The sequence below is a fragment of the Legionella sp. PATHC035 genome, assembly GCF_026191115.1.
Lineage (GTDB): Bacteria > Pseudomonadota > Gammaproteobacteria > Legionellales > Legionellaceae > Legionella.
Genome location: NZ_JAPHOT010000001.1, coordinates 3,380,360 through 3,396,434 on the forward strand (window position 1 = coordinate 3,380,360; position 16,075 = coordinate 3,396,434).

Genomic DNA, 16,075 nt, shown 5'->3' on the forward strand with positions numbered 1-16,075 from the left:
AATTAATTAGTGTGTGATGCTAACAATTCACGCATTTTAGCTTGAATCATTTCAATAGCAATCCTGTTCTCTCCTCCACGAGGAACAATGATGTCAGCGTAGCGACTGGATGGTTCAATAAACTGTAAGTACATGGGACGTACGGTGGTTTCATATTGATGTACTACCGATTCAAACGTTCGATGTCGTTCAACCACATCTCTTTTCAAACGGCGGGTTAAACACACGTCTAAAGGAGTAGACATAAAAATTCGAATATCCATTATTTCTCGTAACTCTTTATCACTGAAGAGTAAAATGCCTTCAAGAATAATGATGGCATGTTGACCAATGGTTCTGGTTTCAGGCAAGCGCATGTGCTTAGAGTGTGAATAAATCGGTATTTCAACTGGTCTGCCTTCCCTTAATTGCCTCAAATGCTCACAAAGCAAAGCATGATCGAAAGAATCAGGGTGGTCATAGTTTATTCTTTCTCGTTCAGTGAAAGGCAAATGACCATTGTCTTTGTAGTAGGCGTCTTCAGAAATAACTACTACCTGTTCTGAGCCAAGCTCATTAACAATAGTATTTGCTAAGAGACTTTTACCTGATGCAGAAGGGCCTGAAATCCCAATAATTATGGCTTGTTTATTCATAATAATATCGCTAGAAATTTGGCAAATACTAAAGGTTTTTTGTGTTAAATTCAATCTTTAATTAGGATCTACTTGTTAAAGCGTCTGGTTTTCAGGGGCATAAAACAGATCAATTCTATAATATAAGTTTAGATGATTTCATTATTTTTGATATGAGAAAGTAGTTGTTTTGTAGCCCGGATTACCGCAGCGTAATCCGGGATCTTTTTTTGCCGTATTTTAATTAAAAGAAGATACTATTTCTTGCAAAGGCTGACCAACAGCTGCGGATGGATTTTTGATCATGAGCACAGCGGATAAAGTGGGGGCAATGTCCGTTGTATAGGTCGGTCGGAAAATACGTTGGGTTTTAAAATAGGGGTGGACAAAGAGTAAAGGAACATAACTGTCATATTGCCAAGGGCTACCATGACTCACTCTATCCTTACTTTTTGCCCCATTGGACTGATTTGGAGGTTGAACGAGGTAAATATCTCCAGAACGGTCTGGAAAATACATTCTGTTTACTTTAGCGCTAAGCCAATCTTTTTCAATACCAGTAATCGGTAATGCAAATGCTTTGAATATCCCAGGCCTTAATGTTAAGGCCTGTGCTAGAGAAAGTTTCACTTCGTTCAGTTTCAACTGATGCTGGTTAATTATTTTATGATCGAGATAGATATAAGGAGGTACGATAGATTTCAGTGTTTGTTCTGGAAGCTTATATTGCTTTTTTAGTACAGCACGAATGTATTGCTCCATTTTAGGGACATCAATTGGAGCAATTTCATTGAAATGATGCGCTTTGAGATAGGTTGGTCCATCATTTACACCATGATCTGCGGTAAGCACTATAAGGGTATTGTTGAGTCCTACTTGTTTATCAATGGTAGCAAAAAGATGGGCCAGGGTTTTATCTAATTCCAATAAATTGTCTTCCGATTCAAGACTATTAGGGCCAAATTGATGGCCAATTGCATCCACACCTGAAAAACTAATCGCTAAATAATCAGTTTTTCCATGAGATTGACCCAATCGTTCCTCAATTAAAAGATGCTCAGCAAAATTTGCAGTAAGCTGATCTGCCTTTGGAGTTCGAGATAGTGCTTTAAAATATTCAGGCATGGGTGAGTGCCTTACACGGTGGGGAAAGGTTTGACCAAAAAGCTCATCTTCGTGATGGAAAACTGGTGAGTTGGCATTTTGATATTCAGCCTTGGAGCGACCAAGAGTCCAATCGTAGTCTTTAGGATGATATTTTTTGTTCCAATCTTTAACCCATTGAGGGTATTGAGAATAGTAATAAGTACTGCTAATAAATCCCCCATTAGTCGTATCAAACCAAAAGGCTTTGCCGGCATGCCCTGCAAGGGTTATTGCTGAACGATCTTTTAAGGACACTCCGAAGACACGCCCTTTTTGCGAGAGTATTATTTCATCGCTTAAAGTTGAGGCATATAGATTCTTAGGAGAACGTCCTGGAGTGGCGGTATGTGTATGGGGTGTTTTTAATATATTGACTTGCAAGTCTTCCATGCAATAAACCATTTGTTGTGATTTCCGGTCATACCATTCATTATTAATGACCCCATGCAAGGCTGGAAAGCTTCCTGTTGCCACTGTTGCGTGTCCAGCACAGGTTGTTGTGTTGGCATGAGGATGATGCGTATTGTGATAATCAATGGCATGATTTAATAAATAACTAAATCCACCGTTACCAAATTGTTGTTGGTGCTGATAAATTAGATCGCCGCGTAATTGATCGATTACCAGTTGAACGACTAATTTCGGTTGACTGATTTGGGCATAGCTATTAAGACAATTTAGAACAAGAAAAACGGACCCGAGGTATTTTTTCATAACTCATCCTAACGAGGGCAAAAGAGTAAATTAATCAACGGTGCTTAAAAAAGCAATCCAAAAAGAGGCTTTAGTTCTTACTCAACTCATTAAATCCCCTTTTAGTAGGCTGAGTTCAAGATTCTTTATATCAAACAAGGTAAAAAATTTTTTTATGATATCTTATTGACTTTTAATGATAAAAATTAATTAAGTAGTAAAAACAAAATGCATGACTGGCATTATTAATTAGTTTAAACTGCTCACGTTGAAGTAAATTTTACTAATCCCGATTCATGGAGTTTAAGGAGAGCAGAAATGGGTTTTAAGTATGTTGAATATGATTTATTATCAAAATACATCAGGGAGAGTATTGCAACTGAAGTAAAAAGACATAAATTGGATGAAAAAAATTTACATCAGGCGTTAAAATCTCTGTCTTATAGCCATCCTGAACGAGCAATTCAATGCAAATACTTACTTAAAGTTTTAGCATGTCTTGATCAATCCACTAGCGATGATAAAACACTTGTCCTATATGCTGCAGCGTTCTATATTCGTGATCAAATTTTTGAAAGTTATCAAGGCACTGTCACTTCGTTTTTTTTGTCTCCGGAGAACAGTACTTTATACAATCAATTAACAACCTCCCTTAATCTTGATCGAGAAAACTTCCCAGACTCCAAAAATTTACTTGAAATGTATGAGGCTTTAAGCGGCTTTATGCATGCACATGTATATGTCGGTGGGGATTCGAGCAACGGTTATTTGGACAAAAGTAAACAGGTATTCTCAAGTCACAAAATTAAGAATTATAAGGTAGAAACAGTACTAAAAGATTTGGTTAAAAAAATAGCAGGTCTTAAATTGGAGCAGATTGAGAAAGCCAAAGAACAAGACCTAAAAGCCACTGAAGTGGGCAAGATTGAGAAACCTAAAGAATCACCATTAAAAGAAGCTGATAAAAAAATCAGGCAAAACCATGGATTTTTTCCACCGAGTGAGGTTATTCATCCTGTCTCTGATGCTGCTGTGAGTAAAGAGTATATGGAAGGAGCTAGGGAACTGGTATCAGTGCAATGTAACTAGTTCATCTTCCTGTACCTGTCACATAACCAAATTTTTGCCTACGGTCTAGTGTTTTTGCTCAGCTCTCCTGGATACCGAGGATGTCCCCCCGAACGCATCGGGGGGAAGGTCAAGCATTTAGGGACAAAAGCCAATACAGAATTATAATTGCGGTTCCGAGATTTTTTTCGGTTGTTCAATAGGATAACCTGAGACTGCCCAGTCAATAATACCCCCATCTACAGAATAAACTTCTTGGTATCCCAAATCCATTAAAACTTGAGCGGCAAATAAGGATCTTACTCCACCTTTACAGTGCAAATAGATAGGATGATTTTTATTTGGAATTTTCGCAGCAATACATGATGCAATGGTATCTTTAGGTATGTGCCATGCTCCAGCGATATGAAACTCTTGCCACTCGTCTAATTCTCGAACATCAATTAAACAAAGATTGGGGTTAGTTTCCATCAATTTTTTTAGTTGATGTACATCAATCGTTTTGATCTTAGGGTTGGTCATAACGAACCTCTCTTATTGTTGGTCGTGTAAAGGTGGAATGATGCAGCAACCAATAAATTGTCGCTGTGAACACACCACCTATCAAGGTGGCAAATGCCCAGGTCGCTGCAGAAACTAAAACAGTTTTTTGTCCTGTCCGATTCATGTTCCCTGCATCATGGGCTACTGCACCAGCAAAAATCAAATGCAAAATGCCATTGATAAGCATCATGATAAATAAAAAAGTTTGTATTTGTGTGGAAAATTGTTGTACTAGCTCATTGATCATGAATCAGTTCCTTTAGTTTTGTGAATCAATAGCACTCTTGCATAACCTGCATCACTATCTACACATGATGCAAGAGTTTTAATGTTTGTTGACCCTTAAGTCTGACAAACCCATTTTTTAGCAGTATTTCCCGCTATCAAAGATTGGGTCAGACATAAAGATCTAACGTGCTATATAATAACAGAAAATAAATAAGATCTTTTATTTCTGTGTTAACCCCGGTAACATCGTCAAAAATATAAAACGAGAAGAAAAAGCATGAATGTTCATGAAATCCCTGTTCCTCATTTGACCACAGCACATTCTGGACCATTGTTTCATGTGGAAAAAATTGTATTAAATCAAATTGCCGCAATTGAATCTTGGTTTAGGCATCAGTGGAAAGATACTCCGCCGCCCTTAACCTCATCTGTTGATTTGAGACATGCAGGATTTAAACTGGCCCCTGTAGATACTAATCTGTTTCCGGCAGGATTTAATAATCTGAATCCAGAATTTCTCCCCTTATGTATTCAGGCTGCGCAGTCTGTGCTTATCGATTATGTTCCCGATTGCACGAGAATCTTGCTTATTCCAGAAAGTCACACTCGAAATAAGTTCTATTTAACAAGTCTCAATGTATTGCGGACTATTTTGGTAAAAGCGGGTTTCGTGGTGCGTATAGGCAGTTTGGATCCTGAAATTAAAGAGCCTACTGAAGTGTTTCTTGAGAGTGGTGAAAGTCTCTTATTAGAACCTATAGAACGTCAAGGAGATCGTGTGGGGTTAACTGATTTTAACCCATGCTTTCTCATGCTCAATAATGATCTGTCACAAGGAATTCCTGAAATTTTGCAAGGAATAAAACAAAAAATAAGGCCTACAGCACAATTAGGTTGGTTCTCACGATTAAAATCAAGTCATTTTAATTTTTACGAAGAGGTTGCTCGAGACTTTGCTGAATTTGTAGGGATGGATTCCTGGTTAATTAATCCTTATTTTAGTGCGCTTGAAGGTTTGGATTTTATGGCACAGGAGGGGATAGATAGTTTAGCAATCGAAGTGGATAAAATTCTCACCTTGATGGGTGATAAATATGCAACATATGGAATAAAAGAGAAACCTTTTGTTGTGATTAAAGCCGATAATGGTACCTATGGCATGAGCGTGATGATGGTGCATGAAGCAGAAGAGGTACGCCAACTCAATAGAAAACAACGTACTCGAATGTCGACCAGCAAAGGCGGTCGTAAAGTAGACAGAGTGATTATCCAAGAAGGGGTATATACTTTTGAAACCATGCCCAATGGCTCTGTAGCTGAACCTGTTGTCTACATGATTGGCCAGTTTGTGGTTGGTGGATTTTACAGAGTACACAAAGAGCGTGGGATCGATGAAAACTTAAACGCACCAGGAATGCATTTTGAACCCTTGGCTTTTGCTCAAGCCTGTAATATGCCTTGTGATGACTTAACTGAGGTAGATGAGTCCAATCGTTTTTATGTTTATGGAGTTATTGCACGATTGGCTGCACTTGCTGCAGCAAGGGAAATAGCCGCTATTGGGGGTGAATAATGAAACTTGGCGTGCTGCTGGATCCGCTAAATCAGCTAAAACCTTACAAAGATACAACGCTTGCTATGATGAAGAAAGCGCAAGAGATGGGTTGGTCTTGTGTTGCATTTACGCAAGAAGATTTATTTTGCAAGGAAGGGCGCGCTTTTGCCCAAGTGTATGATTTAAGTATTGGCGATGTACTCAGCAAGGATTGGGCCAAGATCACAGTGTTAGATGAAATGCCTTTAAGCGAGCTTGATATCATTCTGATGCGCAAAGATCCTCCTTTTAACATAGAGTACATCTACACCACCTATATTTTAGAACTCGCAGAACGTGAAGGGGTTCTTGTTGCGAACAAACCCCAAAGTTTACGTGATGCGAACGAGAAGTTTTTCACCCTAAATTTTCCTCAGTGCTGTCCGACGACGCTGGTATCGCGAAATATGAAGCGATTGAAAGCTTTTTGGGAGGAGCACAAACAAGTTATTTTCAAACCTTTGGAAGGGATGGGAGGGAACTCTGTATTCCATGTCGAAGAACAAGGCAAAAATTTGGCGGTTATTTTAGAAGTCTTAACTAAAAATCAAACTCAAACCATTATCGCCCAACGTTACATTCCTGAAATAAAAAACTTAGGTGATAAACGCATTTTATTAATCAATGGCGAACCTGTTCCCTATGCATTGGCACGAATTCCAGCGGAAGGTGATTTGCGAGGTAATTTGGCTGCAGGTGCTCGTGGTGAAGTAGTACCTATTACCCCAAGGGATAGGTGGATTTGCGAACAAATAGGACCGACTCTCAGGGGCAAAGGTTTATATTTTGTCGGCATTGATGTGATTGGTGATTATTTAACTGAAATTAATGTGACTAGCCCAACTTGCTTGCGTGAAATAGAAGCTGAAACAAAACTCGATATTGCGGGTGATTTCTTACGCTGCCTTGAGAAGATATGTCTTACTTAGATCTTTTACACCGCTTACCGATAAGCTTTATTTGCTCAACCTGCGCTAAAACCTGATTTTTCCCCAGGATTCGATATTTTCAACTAAGAGATCTGTGTTTGGTAGCCTGGGTTACGGCTTCCCCTAACCCAGGCTACATATTATTCATCGACGTAGTCGCTGCCGACTTCAGCAGCAGCTTCTTGATCTGCTTTTTTATCATCAACATACAGAGTACCAGTATCTGCATGAGCACCTGCAATGAGATGATTACGGTATTGGAGGTATGCATCCCTCATAAAGGCATATTTATCTAATGCTTCATCCATTATACGATCTGTATCTAATAGTTGTGAGCGTAAATCGATATAGCGTAGAGCTAATAAACTATAGACTACGGTATCATCATGAATGTAAACATAGGGACTGTATAAGGCAAACTGGAATAACCATCCCGCACCATCTCTAAGAGTACTGGGACCCAGTAAAGGAATAACGAGGTAGGGCGAATTCTTATCTCCCCATTTAGCTAAGGTAAGACCTAAATCATTTGAATGGGGGGGTAACCCAAAAGTTTTCGCCACATCAAATAAACCACCCACACCTAAAGAGGAGTTGATAATAAAGCGCCATGAGTCTCTGATTGCCCATTTTCCTTCAGCTTGGAGAAGATCATTCCCTACAGTAGGAATGAGATCGAGGTTGTTGTAAAAATTATTGACACTTTTACGTACCGGTGCAGGTAGCACTGCTCGATATACTTTGGCTGGAGGTTTTAAAAATACATTGTCAAACACGGTATTAAACTTATATACCTTTCGGTTAAAAGGTTCAAAAGGATCGGCGGGGTTAGTCCCTTTGCAGACACAACCGGTTAAAGCGAGGCTACTGGTCAAACTGATAACTAGAGAAATTAAGCGCATGATTTTTTTTATTATTCAACTTATTGGAAGATGTTACACGAGTTTGATGTTCTTGCAAACAATCTAGAGTGACTCCGACTATCACTGATATTTTATTTGTAATTGTCGCGGATCGCGTCATCTCGAGAAGGGGATATCCATGTCGAGCAGGAGATCCTCGCTACGCTCAGGATCGCACGATTCTATCGAGCGCATTATAGAAAAACCTGGTTGTCAGAACTGTAACAAAAAAGTAACCGGACCATCATTACATAAATGAACCTGCATGTCGGCACCAAAACATCCACTTTGAGTCTGAGGGTATAATTGAGATGCTCGAGTCAATAGGGTATCAAACAGTTGTCGGCCAAGCTCAGGAGGTGCTGCATTAGAAAAACTTGGGCGTAATCCTTTTTGAGTTTCAGCCATTAAAGTGAATTGTGGCACTAATAATAAACCACCTTGAACTTCTCTAAGACTTAAATTCATCTTACCCTGGCTGTCACTAAAAATACGGTAGTTGATGCATTTATCTAACATTTTGTTGATATTGTGCTCTGAATCATCAGGTTCAAAACCGCACAGAATCAAAAGACCCTGGTCGATTTTGCCGACAGTTTCGCCCTCTATATCAACTCGGGCGTGTGTCACCCTTTGAATTACAATCAACATGCATCAAGACCTTGTTTGGAAATTTCTTTACTTGCATAAATTAAGGCATCAATTATACCTGATTCTCTATCGGAATGTCCTGCGTCACGTACTATTCTTAAATTGGATGCTGGTATGGCCTGATGAAGCTCGAAGGCACCAGCCAATGGGGAAATTAAATCAAAACGGCCGTGTACGATATAGGTTGGAATATGCCTTATTTTATGGACATTCGCTATGACCTGATTTTCTTCGATGAAAAAATGATTGTTGATGTAATGGGACTCCAATGTTGCAAGAGCCAAGGCAAAATGCGGATCGCTGAATTGATCGATAACATATAAATGAGGTTGCAAACTGCTGCAACGTGCTTCCCATAAGGCCCAAGCTTTTGCAGCACTCATACGCGCCAGTTCGTTGGGGCCTTGCAAACAGTTGGCATAATACTTAGGAATTTGCCCCAGCATGTTTTCAGGAACGCTACTAATAAATTCCTGCCAATAGTCAGGATATACTAGGTTCGCTCCGTGTTTGTAAAACCAATCAAAATCTTGTTGCCTTCCTAAAAAAATTTGATGAAGTTGCAGCGCTTTAATTTGTTGCGGAAATTTTTGCGCGTAAAGCAAAGCCAACAAAGAACCCCAGCCTCCACCAGACAGTACAAATTCGGATAGGCCTAAGAAATCGCGGATGGCATCGATGTCATCCAGTAATAAACTGGTTGTATTTTCACGAATTTCCAAATGGGGTGTAGATCGTCCACAGCCGCGTTGATCAAAAATTATGATTCGATAATGCTGGGGATCAAAAAAGCGTCTAAGATAACCATCACCAGATGAGGCACCAGGGCCCGGATGCAATACGACAACAGGCAATCCTTCAGGATTCCCTGTTTCTTCAATGTAAAGTGTGTGTAGTGCACTAACTTTTAATTCATGTTGCGCATAAGGTTTAATCGATGGGTAGAGTGAGTGCATTATAGTCCTTTAGGAAGTTTGTTTTACTTTATTGCATTATTTTGCGCTGTGGCGCGCTTGAAAGCAATAAGTATTCACTTTAACCTGGAAAAACAGATTACAACAGCCTCTACTATCAATAGGTCCAGCGATGATCGCTTTTCACTACGTCCCGCGGACAAGTTGCAGGGGGTAGGCAGGAACTTAATGGTAGAGACCTCAACCACAACTGCTTTTTCTAGGTTTACCTATAAAACAAGTTTATACTTAAAGTTAGTATAGCTTCTATTTTCTTTCGCTTGCGAGAGAGTAGGATCTCTTAATAGAATACACCATCTTTTTTTCCTGGGATTTATTTATGACTCTTGCTGCAATTCTTAAAGGACTGAATGAGCGACAACGTGAAGCAGTTACCTCTCCAATTGGTAATACGCTAGTCCTGGCTGGGGCAGGAAGTGGCAAAACGAAAGTTTTAGTCAGTCGCATAGCCTGGCTTATTGAAGAAGAGCATATCTCGCCGCATGGAATTTTGGCCGTAACTTTTACCAATAAGGCTGCCGGCGAAATGAAAGCGAGGTTAAATAGTATCTTGAGCACTCCGGTACTGGGACTATGGGTAGGAACTTTTCATGGGTTGTGCCATCGTTTACTTCGTCGACATTATCAAGAGGCAAATTTACCTGAATTATTTCATATTCTTGATTCTGAAGATCAAGCGCGGGTAATCAAGCGAGTTATTGCCTCATTGAACCTTGATCCCGAACAATGGCCAGTGAAACAGGCTCAGTCTTATATAAATGGGCGCAAAGATGAAGGAGTACGACCTCAACACGTACATACTTTGCCTTACGGACCCGGTAAAACTTTGCTCAATATTTATAGTGCCTATGAACAAGCATGCCAAACTGCAGGGGTGATTGATTTCGCAGAATTGTTATTGCGGACTCATGAGCTATTACGCGATAACCCAGAGATTCTTGAGCATTACCGCCAACGTTTTCAAGCCATATTAGTCGATGAATTTCAAGATACCAATACGATTCAGTATGCATGGATACGTCTTCTTGCAGGCGAACATACAGCTGTTATGGCAGTGGGTGATGATGATCAATCCATTTATGGTTGGCGTGGCGCTAAAGTTGAAAATATTCAGCAATTTTCTCAGGACTTTAAAAATACCCAAATTATTCGTTTGGAGCAGAACTATCGTTCCACAGCAACCATACTTAACGCCGCAAATGCACTTATTACTCATAATAATTCGAGGATGGGGAAAGACTTGTGGACGGATGGGGCAACTGGAGAAAAAATTCTAGTCTACGGTGCGTTTAATGAGCTGGAAGAAGCGCGCTTTGTCTGCGAACGCATTATGATGGAAATCAATCAGGGGGGGAGTGCTGATGAAATTGCTATTTTATATCGTTCCAATGCCCAATCCAGGGTTTTAGAGGAAGCATTGTTACGAGCGGGGATAGCCTATCGTATTTATGGTGGGGTACGTTTCTTTGATCGCGCTGAAGTCAAAGATGTTTTAGCTTATTTGCGTTTATTGGTTAATCCCCACGATGATAGCGCTTTTGATCGGGTAGTGAATTTCCCAACCCGCGGTATTGGTGAAAAGACCCTCGACGATTTGCGTCATTATGCGAAAGCAGAACAATGCTCATTGTGGCATGCCGCTAAGACCTTATTACAATCGGGTGAGATGGCTCAGAGGGCAGGTTCTGCACTATTGAAGTTCATCGAATTAATTGAACAGTTGCAACAAAATACTCAATCAATGGAGTTGGATGAGCAGTTATCTGTAGTGATACAGCTGAGTGGATTGCATGCTCATTTTAGCAAAATCAAAGGCGATAAATCGGAGTCCCGTCTTGATAATATCCAAGAACTGATCAATGCAGCAAAACAATTTCGCTATGAACAAGAGGAAGATGAAGAAATTCCTTTAATCAATGCATTCTTAGCACATGCTTCTTTGGAGGCTGGAGAAATGCAGGCGGGAGAACATGAGCGTTATGTTCATTTAATGACCTTACATGCGGCTAAGGGTCTTGAATTCCCTATCGTATTTTTAGTCGGAATGGAAGAAGGGGTGTTCCCAGGAAAGCAGTCTTTGGAAGAACCTGGACGTTTAGAAGAAGAACGCCGTCTATGCTATGTAGGTATGACGCGCGCTATGCGAAAATTGGTCTTGTCTTATGCTGAAATAAGACGGCAATATGGGCGAGAGGAGTATCATCGGTCTTCACGTTTTTTAAGGGAGCTGCCTCAAGAATTACTTAATGAAGTTCGTGTGAAAGCGACATTTCAATCTCCTGTTATTTCTCGAAATAAACCCACAGTGATCCCAGAAGCAGAAACTTCGGGATTGTCTTTGGGACAAAGTGTAACCCATGCTAAGTTTGGCCACGGTGTGGTCTTGGCAGTTGAGGGAAGTGGCGCACATACCCGTGTCCAAGTAAAATTTAGAGAGCACGGTGTTAAGTGGCTGGTTTTAGCCTATGCTAATTTAGCTGTCGAGACACAGTGACCTAATTCAAAAGGACGTAAGCGTACTGAAACTATGTCATTTTTGCCAAGATAGTAGAATTGTAAACGGACCCTATTGAATTTTCTTGAAGCGGATGCTAGGGTGCCGGTTGGAAAGTTGTTGGTATTATGTTAACTATTAAATAAGGGGAACTGTGTGAAATTTACAAATTTATTGACAGTAGGAGCGCTGACAGCATCTTTAGTATCACCTGCAATTATGGCAGCAGATACCAATAATACAACTCCTATGTCTGATGCACAAAAAAAAGAAATTGAAAAAGTGGTGCATGACTATTTAGTAGCTAATCCAGAAGTTCTTTTGGAAGCTTCGCAAGCGCTGCAACAAAAACAACAACAAAATATGCAGCAGCAAGCACAATCTGCAATTAAAGAAAATACCGATCAATTGTTTTTAGGTAAAACGACCATTGTTGGAAATCCAAAAGGGAATGTCACTATTGTTGAGTTCTTTGATTACCAATGCATCCATTGCAAAAAAATGTCACCTATTATTGACAGCTTAATCAAGAAAGACAGTGATCTACGCGTTGTTTATAAAGAGTTCCCAATTTTTGGTAAGAGCTCCGAGTTGGCTTCCAGAGCTGCTTTGGCTGCTGGTATGCAAGGTAAATATCAAGAAATGCATAACGCTTTGATTGGCATTGACAAGCGCTTAAATGATCAAATCGTTATGGCTACTGCAAAGTCTTTAGGTTTGGATATGAAGAAATTAAAGACTGATATGCAAAGCAAAGAAGTGACTGCTATTTTAGATGCAAACCGTGAATTAGCAGAAAAATTACACTTGATGGGAACACCTGCATTTATAATTGCTTCAACTCCAAATGGACAATTTAAAACAGGTTCTGAACCTTCATTTATACCAGGTGCTGCTAGTGAAGAGTCACTACAAGAGTTAATTAAGAAAGCAGCAGGTAATTCATAATTAATCGTAGGTAGCTACTGAAGTAGGGGCTGTTTACATTTTACTAGATTGAGCTAAAATGGTGAATTTTAGAGCATCGAAATGCCCCCTTCATCTCGAGTATGGCGAGAGCTCTCCTCGTGTAACATGGTGTTACGGTCTGGAGTTCTATCGCTACGCTCCAATGAAGGGGCGTTGTGTGAGTATCGGATGGCATAAATCATGCCATTGTGGCACAAGATAAAATTTAAATAGACCCTAGCCTGGGTTGTTCATACCAATTTCCCAGGTCCCAATTCGCTCCACCCAGTTTACATTGAGATTTTCATGACAAAACCATCTACATTTCAGGATATTATTCTCACTTTGCAGCAATATTGGGCTGCGCAAGGATGTGTTATTTTACAACCCTTTGATATGGAAGTTGGCGCGGGTACTTTTCATCCGGCTACTTTCTTACGAGCAATAGGCCCTGAGCCTTGGTCTGCGGCTTATGTACAGCCTTCTCGGAGACCCACTGATGGCCGTTATGGAGACAATCCAAACCGGGTACAACATTATTATCAATTTCAGGTGGTCCTTAAGCCATCGCCTTTAGACATACAGGATAAATATTTGGACTCATTACGAGCTCTAGGTGTGGATCCTTTGACTGATGACATTCGTTTTGTTGAGGACAACTGGGAATCACCAACTTTAGGTGCTTGGGGCCTAGGTTGGGAGGTTTGGCAAAACGGAATGGAAGTATCCCAATTTACATATTTTCAACAAGCCGGCGGTCTGGCATGTAAGCCTGTAACCGGTGAGTTGACGTACGGTTTAGAACGTTTGGCCATGTATATCCTGGGCGTAGATAATCTATTCGATCTTCCTTGGAGTAATACAGCAAATGGCATAATCACTTACGGTAATGTATTTCATCAAAATGAAGTAGAGATGTCCGCTTATAATTTTGAGCATGCCAATGTGGACGAATTATTTAAACAATTTGATTACTATGAGGCTGAGGCACAAAAGTTAATCGCGTTACAATTACCACTTCCAGCTTATGAAATGGTTATTAAAGCATCACATTCATTTAATTTACTGGATGCACGCAAAGCGATATCCGTTACTGAACGGCAACGCTATATTTTACGCGTAAGACATTTATCAAGAGCTGTTGCGCAAGCATATTATCAAGCGCGCGAAGCTTTGGGCTTTCCTATGCTTAACCAAAAGGTGTGTGATGGTCAATGATTTTATTTTTGAATTAGGTTGTGAAGAGTTACCTTCTGGTTCGGTTTGGCCTTTAGCTGATGAGTTTGCGAATCAGTTATTAGCGGCTTTAGATAAAGCACAATTAGAGTATGGTGAGGTAAAACGTTTTGCCACACCGAGACGGATCGCAATCGCAATTTTTGATTTGCAAGATGAACAAAAAAGCCAAAGTGTTACTCGCCGAGGTCCGGCATTCGCTGCGGCTTATGACAAGGATGGGAAACCTACAGCAGCCTTACTTGGTTTTGCGAAGTCATGTGGTGTGGACGTAGACAAACTTTCGCGAATCGAAACGGATAAAGGGGATTGGATTGTCTATGAAACCTTAAGCCAGGGTAATAAAACCAAAGATTTATTACCTGCTCTAATAGGTCAATCTCTAGCTGCTTTGCCGATTGCTAAACCCATGCGCTGGGGAGCAGGGGATGAAGAATTTGCCCGACCTGTTCATTGGGCGGTGATGCTTTACGGCGATACAGTAATTGAGCATTCTATTTTGGGCATTAAGAGCGCTCGCAACAGTAGAGGGCACCGCTTTCACCACCCGCAATCGATTGTAATTAATTCAGCACAAAGCTATGAATCACAGATGAAAGATGCTTTTGTTATTGCTGATTTTGCAATCAGAAAACAAATGATTAGAAAACAAGTAGAAGAGTTAGCTGCATCCGTTCAAGCGACAGCGATCATGCCCGAAGATTTACTTGAAGAAGTGGCTTCAATTGTTGAATGGCCCCAAGCTTTGATGGCTAATTTTGAAAAAGAGTTCCTCGAAGTTCCTGCTGAATCATTAATTGCCTCGATGCAATCGCATCAAAAGTGTTTTGCACTTAAGGATCAAAAGGGGAGGTTACTGCCTCATTTTATTACAGTGTCTAATATTGCCAGTTCCAATCCAAAACAGGTTATTTTAGGAAATGAAAAAGTGATGCGTGCTCGCCTAAGTGATGCGGCGTTCTTTTTTAGACAAGATAAAAAAATGCCTTTAAGCCAGCATATTGCAGGTACAGAACAGGTTGTTTTCCAGGCAAAATTAGGGAGCTTACTGGATAAAGCGTTACGTATTGAAGCCCTGATGACCTATTTAAGTCCGGCTTTACACTTAAATATCAAACAAGCGCAACGTGCTGCACAACTGAGTAAATGTGATTTGTTGACTGGAATGGTTGGTGAGTTTCCCGAGTTGCAGGGGTTAATGGGATATTATTACGCACTGAATGATGGTGAAGATCAGTTTGTTGCACATGCTTTAAATGAACAATACATGCCTCGTTTCGCTGCAGATAACCTGCCTGAATCTGATTTGGGCCTCGCTTTATCCTTAGCGGATCGAATCGATACTTTGGTTGGTATTTTTGCCATAGGCCAAAGACCTTCAGGGGTAAAAGATCCATTCAAATTGCGTCGTCATGCTTTGGCTGTTGTCCGTTTATTGATTGCAACGCCAGCACAGCTCAATTTAAGTACATTGATTGAGCAAGCTATGGTTCATTATGGAAAACGTATATCCGTTGAACCCAATTTAATGAATGAATTGAAATCTTTTATCCTGGAACGATTGCAATCCTATTACCAAAGTCAGGGTTTGAGTGTTGATTTGATCCATGCAGTACGCGCTCGTCAGGATGATTGGTTGTATGATTTGGATAAGCGTCTTGCTGCGTTACAGTCATTTGTAAAATTGCCCGAAGCCGCTTCTCTTTCCGCTGCATGCAAACGAGTGAACAATTTACTTTCCCAAGCAGGAAGAAACGCTTTGTCACCCGTAAACGAGCAACTTCTTGAGGAGGGGCCCGAAAAGTTTTTATATATTCACATCGATCAAGTGGCACGCGCTGTAGAGCCTTTATACCGTTCTGCTGACTATGGTCCATTGCTGAAATTGCTTGCTAGTCTTAAAGAACCGGTCGATCTGTTTTTTGATAAAGTAATGGTCATGGTTGAGGATCAAACAATAAAAGCCAACCGTTTAGCACTTTTGGCGTGTCTACAGGAGTTATTGCAAGGAGTTGCTGATATTTCATTGTTGCAGATCGGATGATATGTAGGGTC

14 protein-coding genes are annotated in these 16,075 nt (G+C 40.4%); 7 read left to right on the forward strand and 7 right to left on the reverse strand.

Translation table 11 applies throughout. The features are described from left to right. Nucleotides 1–2: 2 nt before the first annotated feature. Nucleotides 3–635 carry a uridine kinase gene (gene udk / locus OQJ13_RS14710; protein ID WP_265711587.1) on the reverse strand — a complete coding sequence of 211 codons (633 nt, stop codon included), beginning with the start codon at nucleotides 633–635 and terminating at the stop codon, nucleotides 3–5. Nucleotides 636–854: 219 nt separating this feature from the next. Next, nucleotides 855–2,474, reverse strand: coding sequence for an alkaline phosphatase family protein (locus OQJ13_RS14715; protein WP_265711588.1), 1,620 nt, complete (start codon nucleotides 2,472–2,474; stop codon nucleotides 855–857). Between the two features lie 297 nt (nucleotides 2,475–2,771). On the opposite strand from OQJ13_RS14715, the gene OQJ13_RS14720 reads away from it, so the two are divergent. Continuing rightward, nucleotides 2,772–3,542: a hypothetical protein gene (locus tag OQJ13_RS14720; RefSeq protein WP_265711589.1), complete on the forward strand. Its 771-nt coding sequence runs from the start codon at nucleotides 2,772–2,774 to the stop codon at nucleotides 3,540–3,542. Between the two features lie 141 nt (nucleotides 3,543–3,683). On the opposite strand, the gene OQJ13_RS14725 is transcribed toward OQJ13_RS14720, so the two are convergent. After that, a complete protein-coding gene (locus OQJ13_RS14725) occupies nucleotides 3,684–4,043 on the reverse strand; it encodes a rhodanese-like domain-containing protein (protein WP_265711590.1) in 360 nt (119 codons plus the stop codon). Further along, the gene (locus OQJ13_RS14730) at nucleotides 4,030–4,311 is read right to left on the reverse strand and encodes a hypothetical protein (RefSeq protein ID WP_028382015.1); all 282 of its coding nucleotides are present in this window, start codon (nucleotides 4,309–4,311) and stop codon (nucleotides 4,030–4,032) included. The genes OQJ13_RS14725 and OQJ13_RS14730 overlap by 14 nt, the downstream gene beginning before the upstream one ends. 258 nt (nucleotides 4,312–4,569) lie before the next feature. Here OQJ13_RS14730 and gshA point away from each other — a divergent pair, with 258 nt between their 5' ends. Both gshA and gshB read left to right on the forward strand, forming a co-directional pair. Continuing rightward, nucleotides 4,570–5,865, forward strand: a complete 1,296-nt coding sequence (gene gshA / locus OQJ13_RS14735; protein ID WP_265711592.1) for a glutamate--cysteine ligase — start codon at nucleotides 4,570–4,572, stop codon at nucleotides 5,863–5,865. Then, complete coding sequence (gene gshB / locus OQJ13_RS14740) at nucleotides 5,865–6,815, forward strand: glutathione synthase (RefSeq protein ID WP_265711593.1); 951 nt, start codon at nucleotides 5,865–5,867, stop codon at nucleotides 6,813–6,815. The genes gshA and gshB overlap by 1 nt, the downstream gene beginning before the upstream one ends. 140 nt (nucleotides 6,816–6,955) lie before the next feature. Here gshB and OQJ13_RS14745 read toward each other — a convergent pair whose 3' ends face one another. From OQJ13_RS14745 to pip, 3 genes are all read right to left on the reverse strand, one after another. After that, the gene (locus tag OQJ13_RS14745; protein WP_265711594.1) at nucleotides 6,956–7,717 is read right to left on the reverse strand and encodes a VacJ family lipoprotein; all 762 of its coding nucleotides are present in this window, start codon (nucleotides 7,715–7,717) and stop codon (nucleotides 6,956–6,958) included. Between the two features lie 213 nt (nucleotides 7,718–7,930). Further along, a complete protein-coding gene (gene dtd, locus OQJ13_RS14750) occupies nucleotides 7,931–8,368 on the reverse strand; it encodes a D-aminoacyl-tRNA deacylase (RefSeq protein WP_265711595.1) in 438 nt (145 codons plus the stop codon). Continuing rightward, a complete protein-coding gene (gene pip, locus OQJ13_RS14755; RefSeq protein ID WP_265711596.1) occupies nucleotides 8,362–9,324 on the reverse strand; it encodes a prolyl aminopeptidase in 963 nt (320 codons plus the stop codon). The genes dtd and pip overlap by 7 nt, the downstream gene beginning before the upstream one ends. Nucleotides 9,325–9,661: 337 nt before the next feature. On the opposite strand from pip, the gene uvrD reads away from it, so the two are divergent. The 4 genes from uvrD (at nucleotide 9,662) to glyS (ending at nucleotide 16,064) form a co-directional block, all read left to right on the forward strand. After that, a complete protein-coding gene (gene uvrD / locus OQJ13_RS14760) occupies nucleotides 9,662–11,836 on the forward strand; it encodes a DNA helicase II (RefSeq protein WP_265711597.1) in 2,175 nt (724 codons plus the stop codon). Between the two features lie 156 nt (nucleotides 11,837–11,992). Further along, nucleotides 11,993–12,784 carry a DsbA family protein gene (locus OQJ13_RS14765; protein WP_265702506.1) on the forward strand — a complete coding sequence of 264 codons (792 nt, stop codon included), beginning with the start codon at nucleotides 11,993–11,995 and terminating at the stop codon, nucleotides 12,782–12,784. 306 nt (nucleotides 12,785–13,090) lie between these two features. Further along, the gene (gene glyQ, locus OQJ13_RS14770) at nucleotides 13,091–14,002 is read left to right on the forward strand and encodes a glycine--tRNA ligase subunit alpha (RefSeq protein WP_028382007.1); all 912 of its coding nucleotides are present in this window, start codon (nucleotides 13,091–13,093) and stop codon (nucleotides 14,000–14,002) included. After that, the gene (gene glyS, locus OQJ13_RS14775) at nucleotides 13,992–16,064 is read left to right on the forward strand and encodes a glycine--tRNA ligase subunit beta (protein WP_265711600.1); all 2,073 of its coding nucleotides are present in this window, start codon (nucleotides 13,992–13,994) and stop codon (nucleotides 16,062–16,064) included. The genes glyQ and glyS overlap by 11 nt, the downstream gene beginning before the upstream one ends. Nucleotides 16,065–16,075 lie beyond the last annotated feature (11 nt).

Excerpts from the sequence above, each read along its gene's own strand:
- uvrD (WP_265711597.1), top strand. The coding sequence starts at position 9,662 with ATGACTCTTGCTGCAATTCTTAAAGGACTGAATGAGCGACAACGTGAA.
- udk (WP_265711587.1), bottom strand. The coding sequence starts at position 635 with ATGAATAAACAAGCCATAATTATTGGGATTTCAGGCCCTTCTGCATCA.
- dtd (WP_265711595.1), bottom strand. The coding sequence starts at position 8,368 with ATGTTGATTGTAATTCAAAGGGTGACACACGCCCGAGTTGATATAGAG.
- OQJ13_RS14715 (WP_265711588.1), bottom strand. The coding sequence starts at position 2,474 with ATGAAAAAATACCTCGGGTCCGTTTTTCTTGTTCTAAATTGTCTTAAT.
- glyQ (WP_028382007.1), top strand. The coding sequence starts at position 13,091 with ATGACAAAACCATCTACATTTCAGGATATTATTCTCACTTTGCAGCAA.
- gshB (WP_265711593.1), top strand. The coding sequence starts at position 5,865 with ATGAAACTTGGCGTGCTGCTGGATCCGCTAAATCAGCTAAAACCTTAC.
- pip (WP_265711596.1), bottom strand. The coding sequence starts at position 9,324 with ATGCACTCACTCTACCCATCGATTAAACCTTATGCGCAACATGAATTA.
- glyS (WP_265711600.1), top strand. The coding sequence starts at position 13,992 with ATGGTCAATGATTTTATTTTTGAATTAGGTTGTGAAGAGTTACCTTCT.
- OQJ13_RS14745 (WP_265711594.1), bottom strand. The coding sequence starts at position 7,717 with ATGCGCTTAATTTCTCTAGTTATCAGTTTGACCAGTAGCCTCGCTTTA.
- OQJ13_RS14730 (WP_028382015.1), bottom strand. The coding sequence starts at position 4,311 with ATGATCAATGAGCTAGTACAACAATTTTCCACACAAATACAAACTTTT.
- OQJ13_RS14720 (WP_265711589.1), top strand. The coding sequence starts at position 2,772 with ATGGGTTTTAAGTATGTTGAATATGATTTATTATCAAAATACATCAGG.
- gshA (WP_265711592.1), top strand. The coding sequence starts at position 4,570 with ATGAATGTTCATGAAATCCCTGTTCCTCATTTGACCACAGCACATTCT.
- OQJ13_RS14725 (WP_265711590.1), bottom strand. The coding sequence starts at position 4,043 with ATGACCAACCCTAAGATCAAAACGATTGATGTACATCAACTAAAAAAA.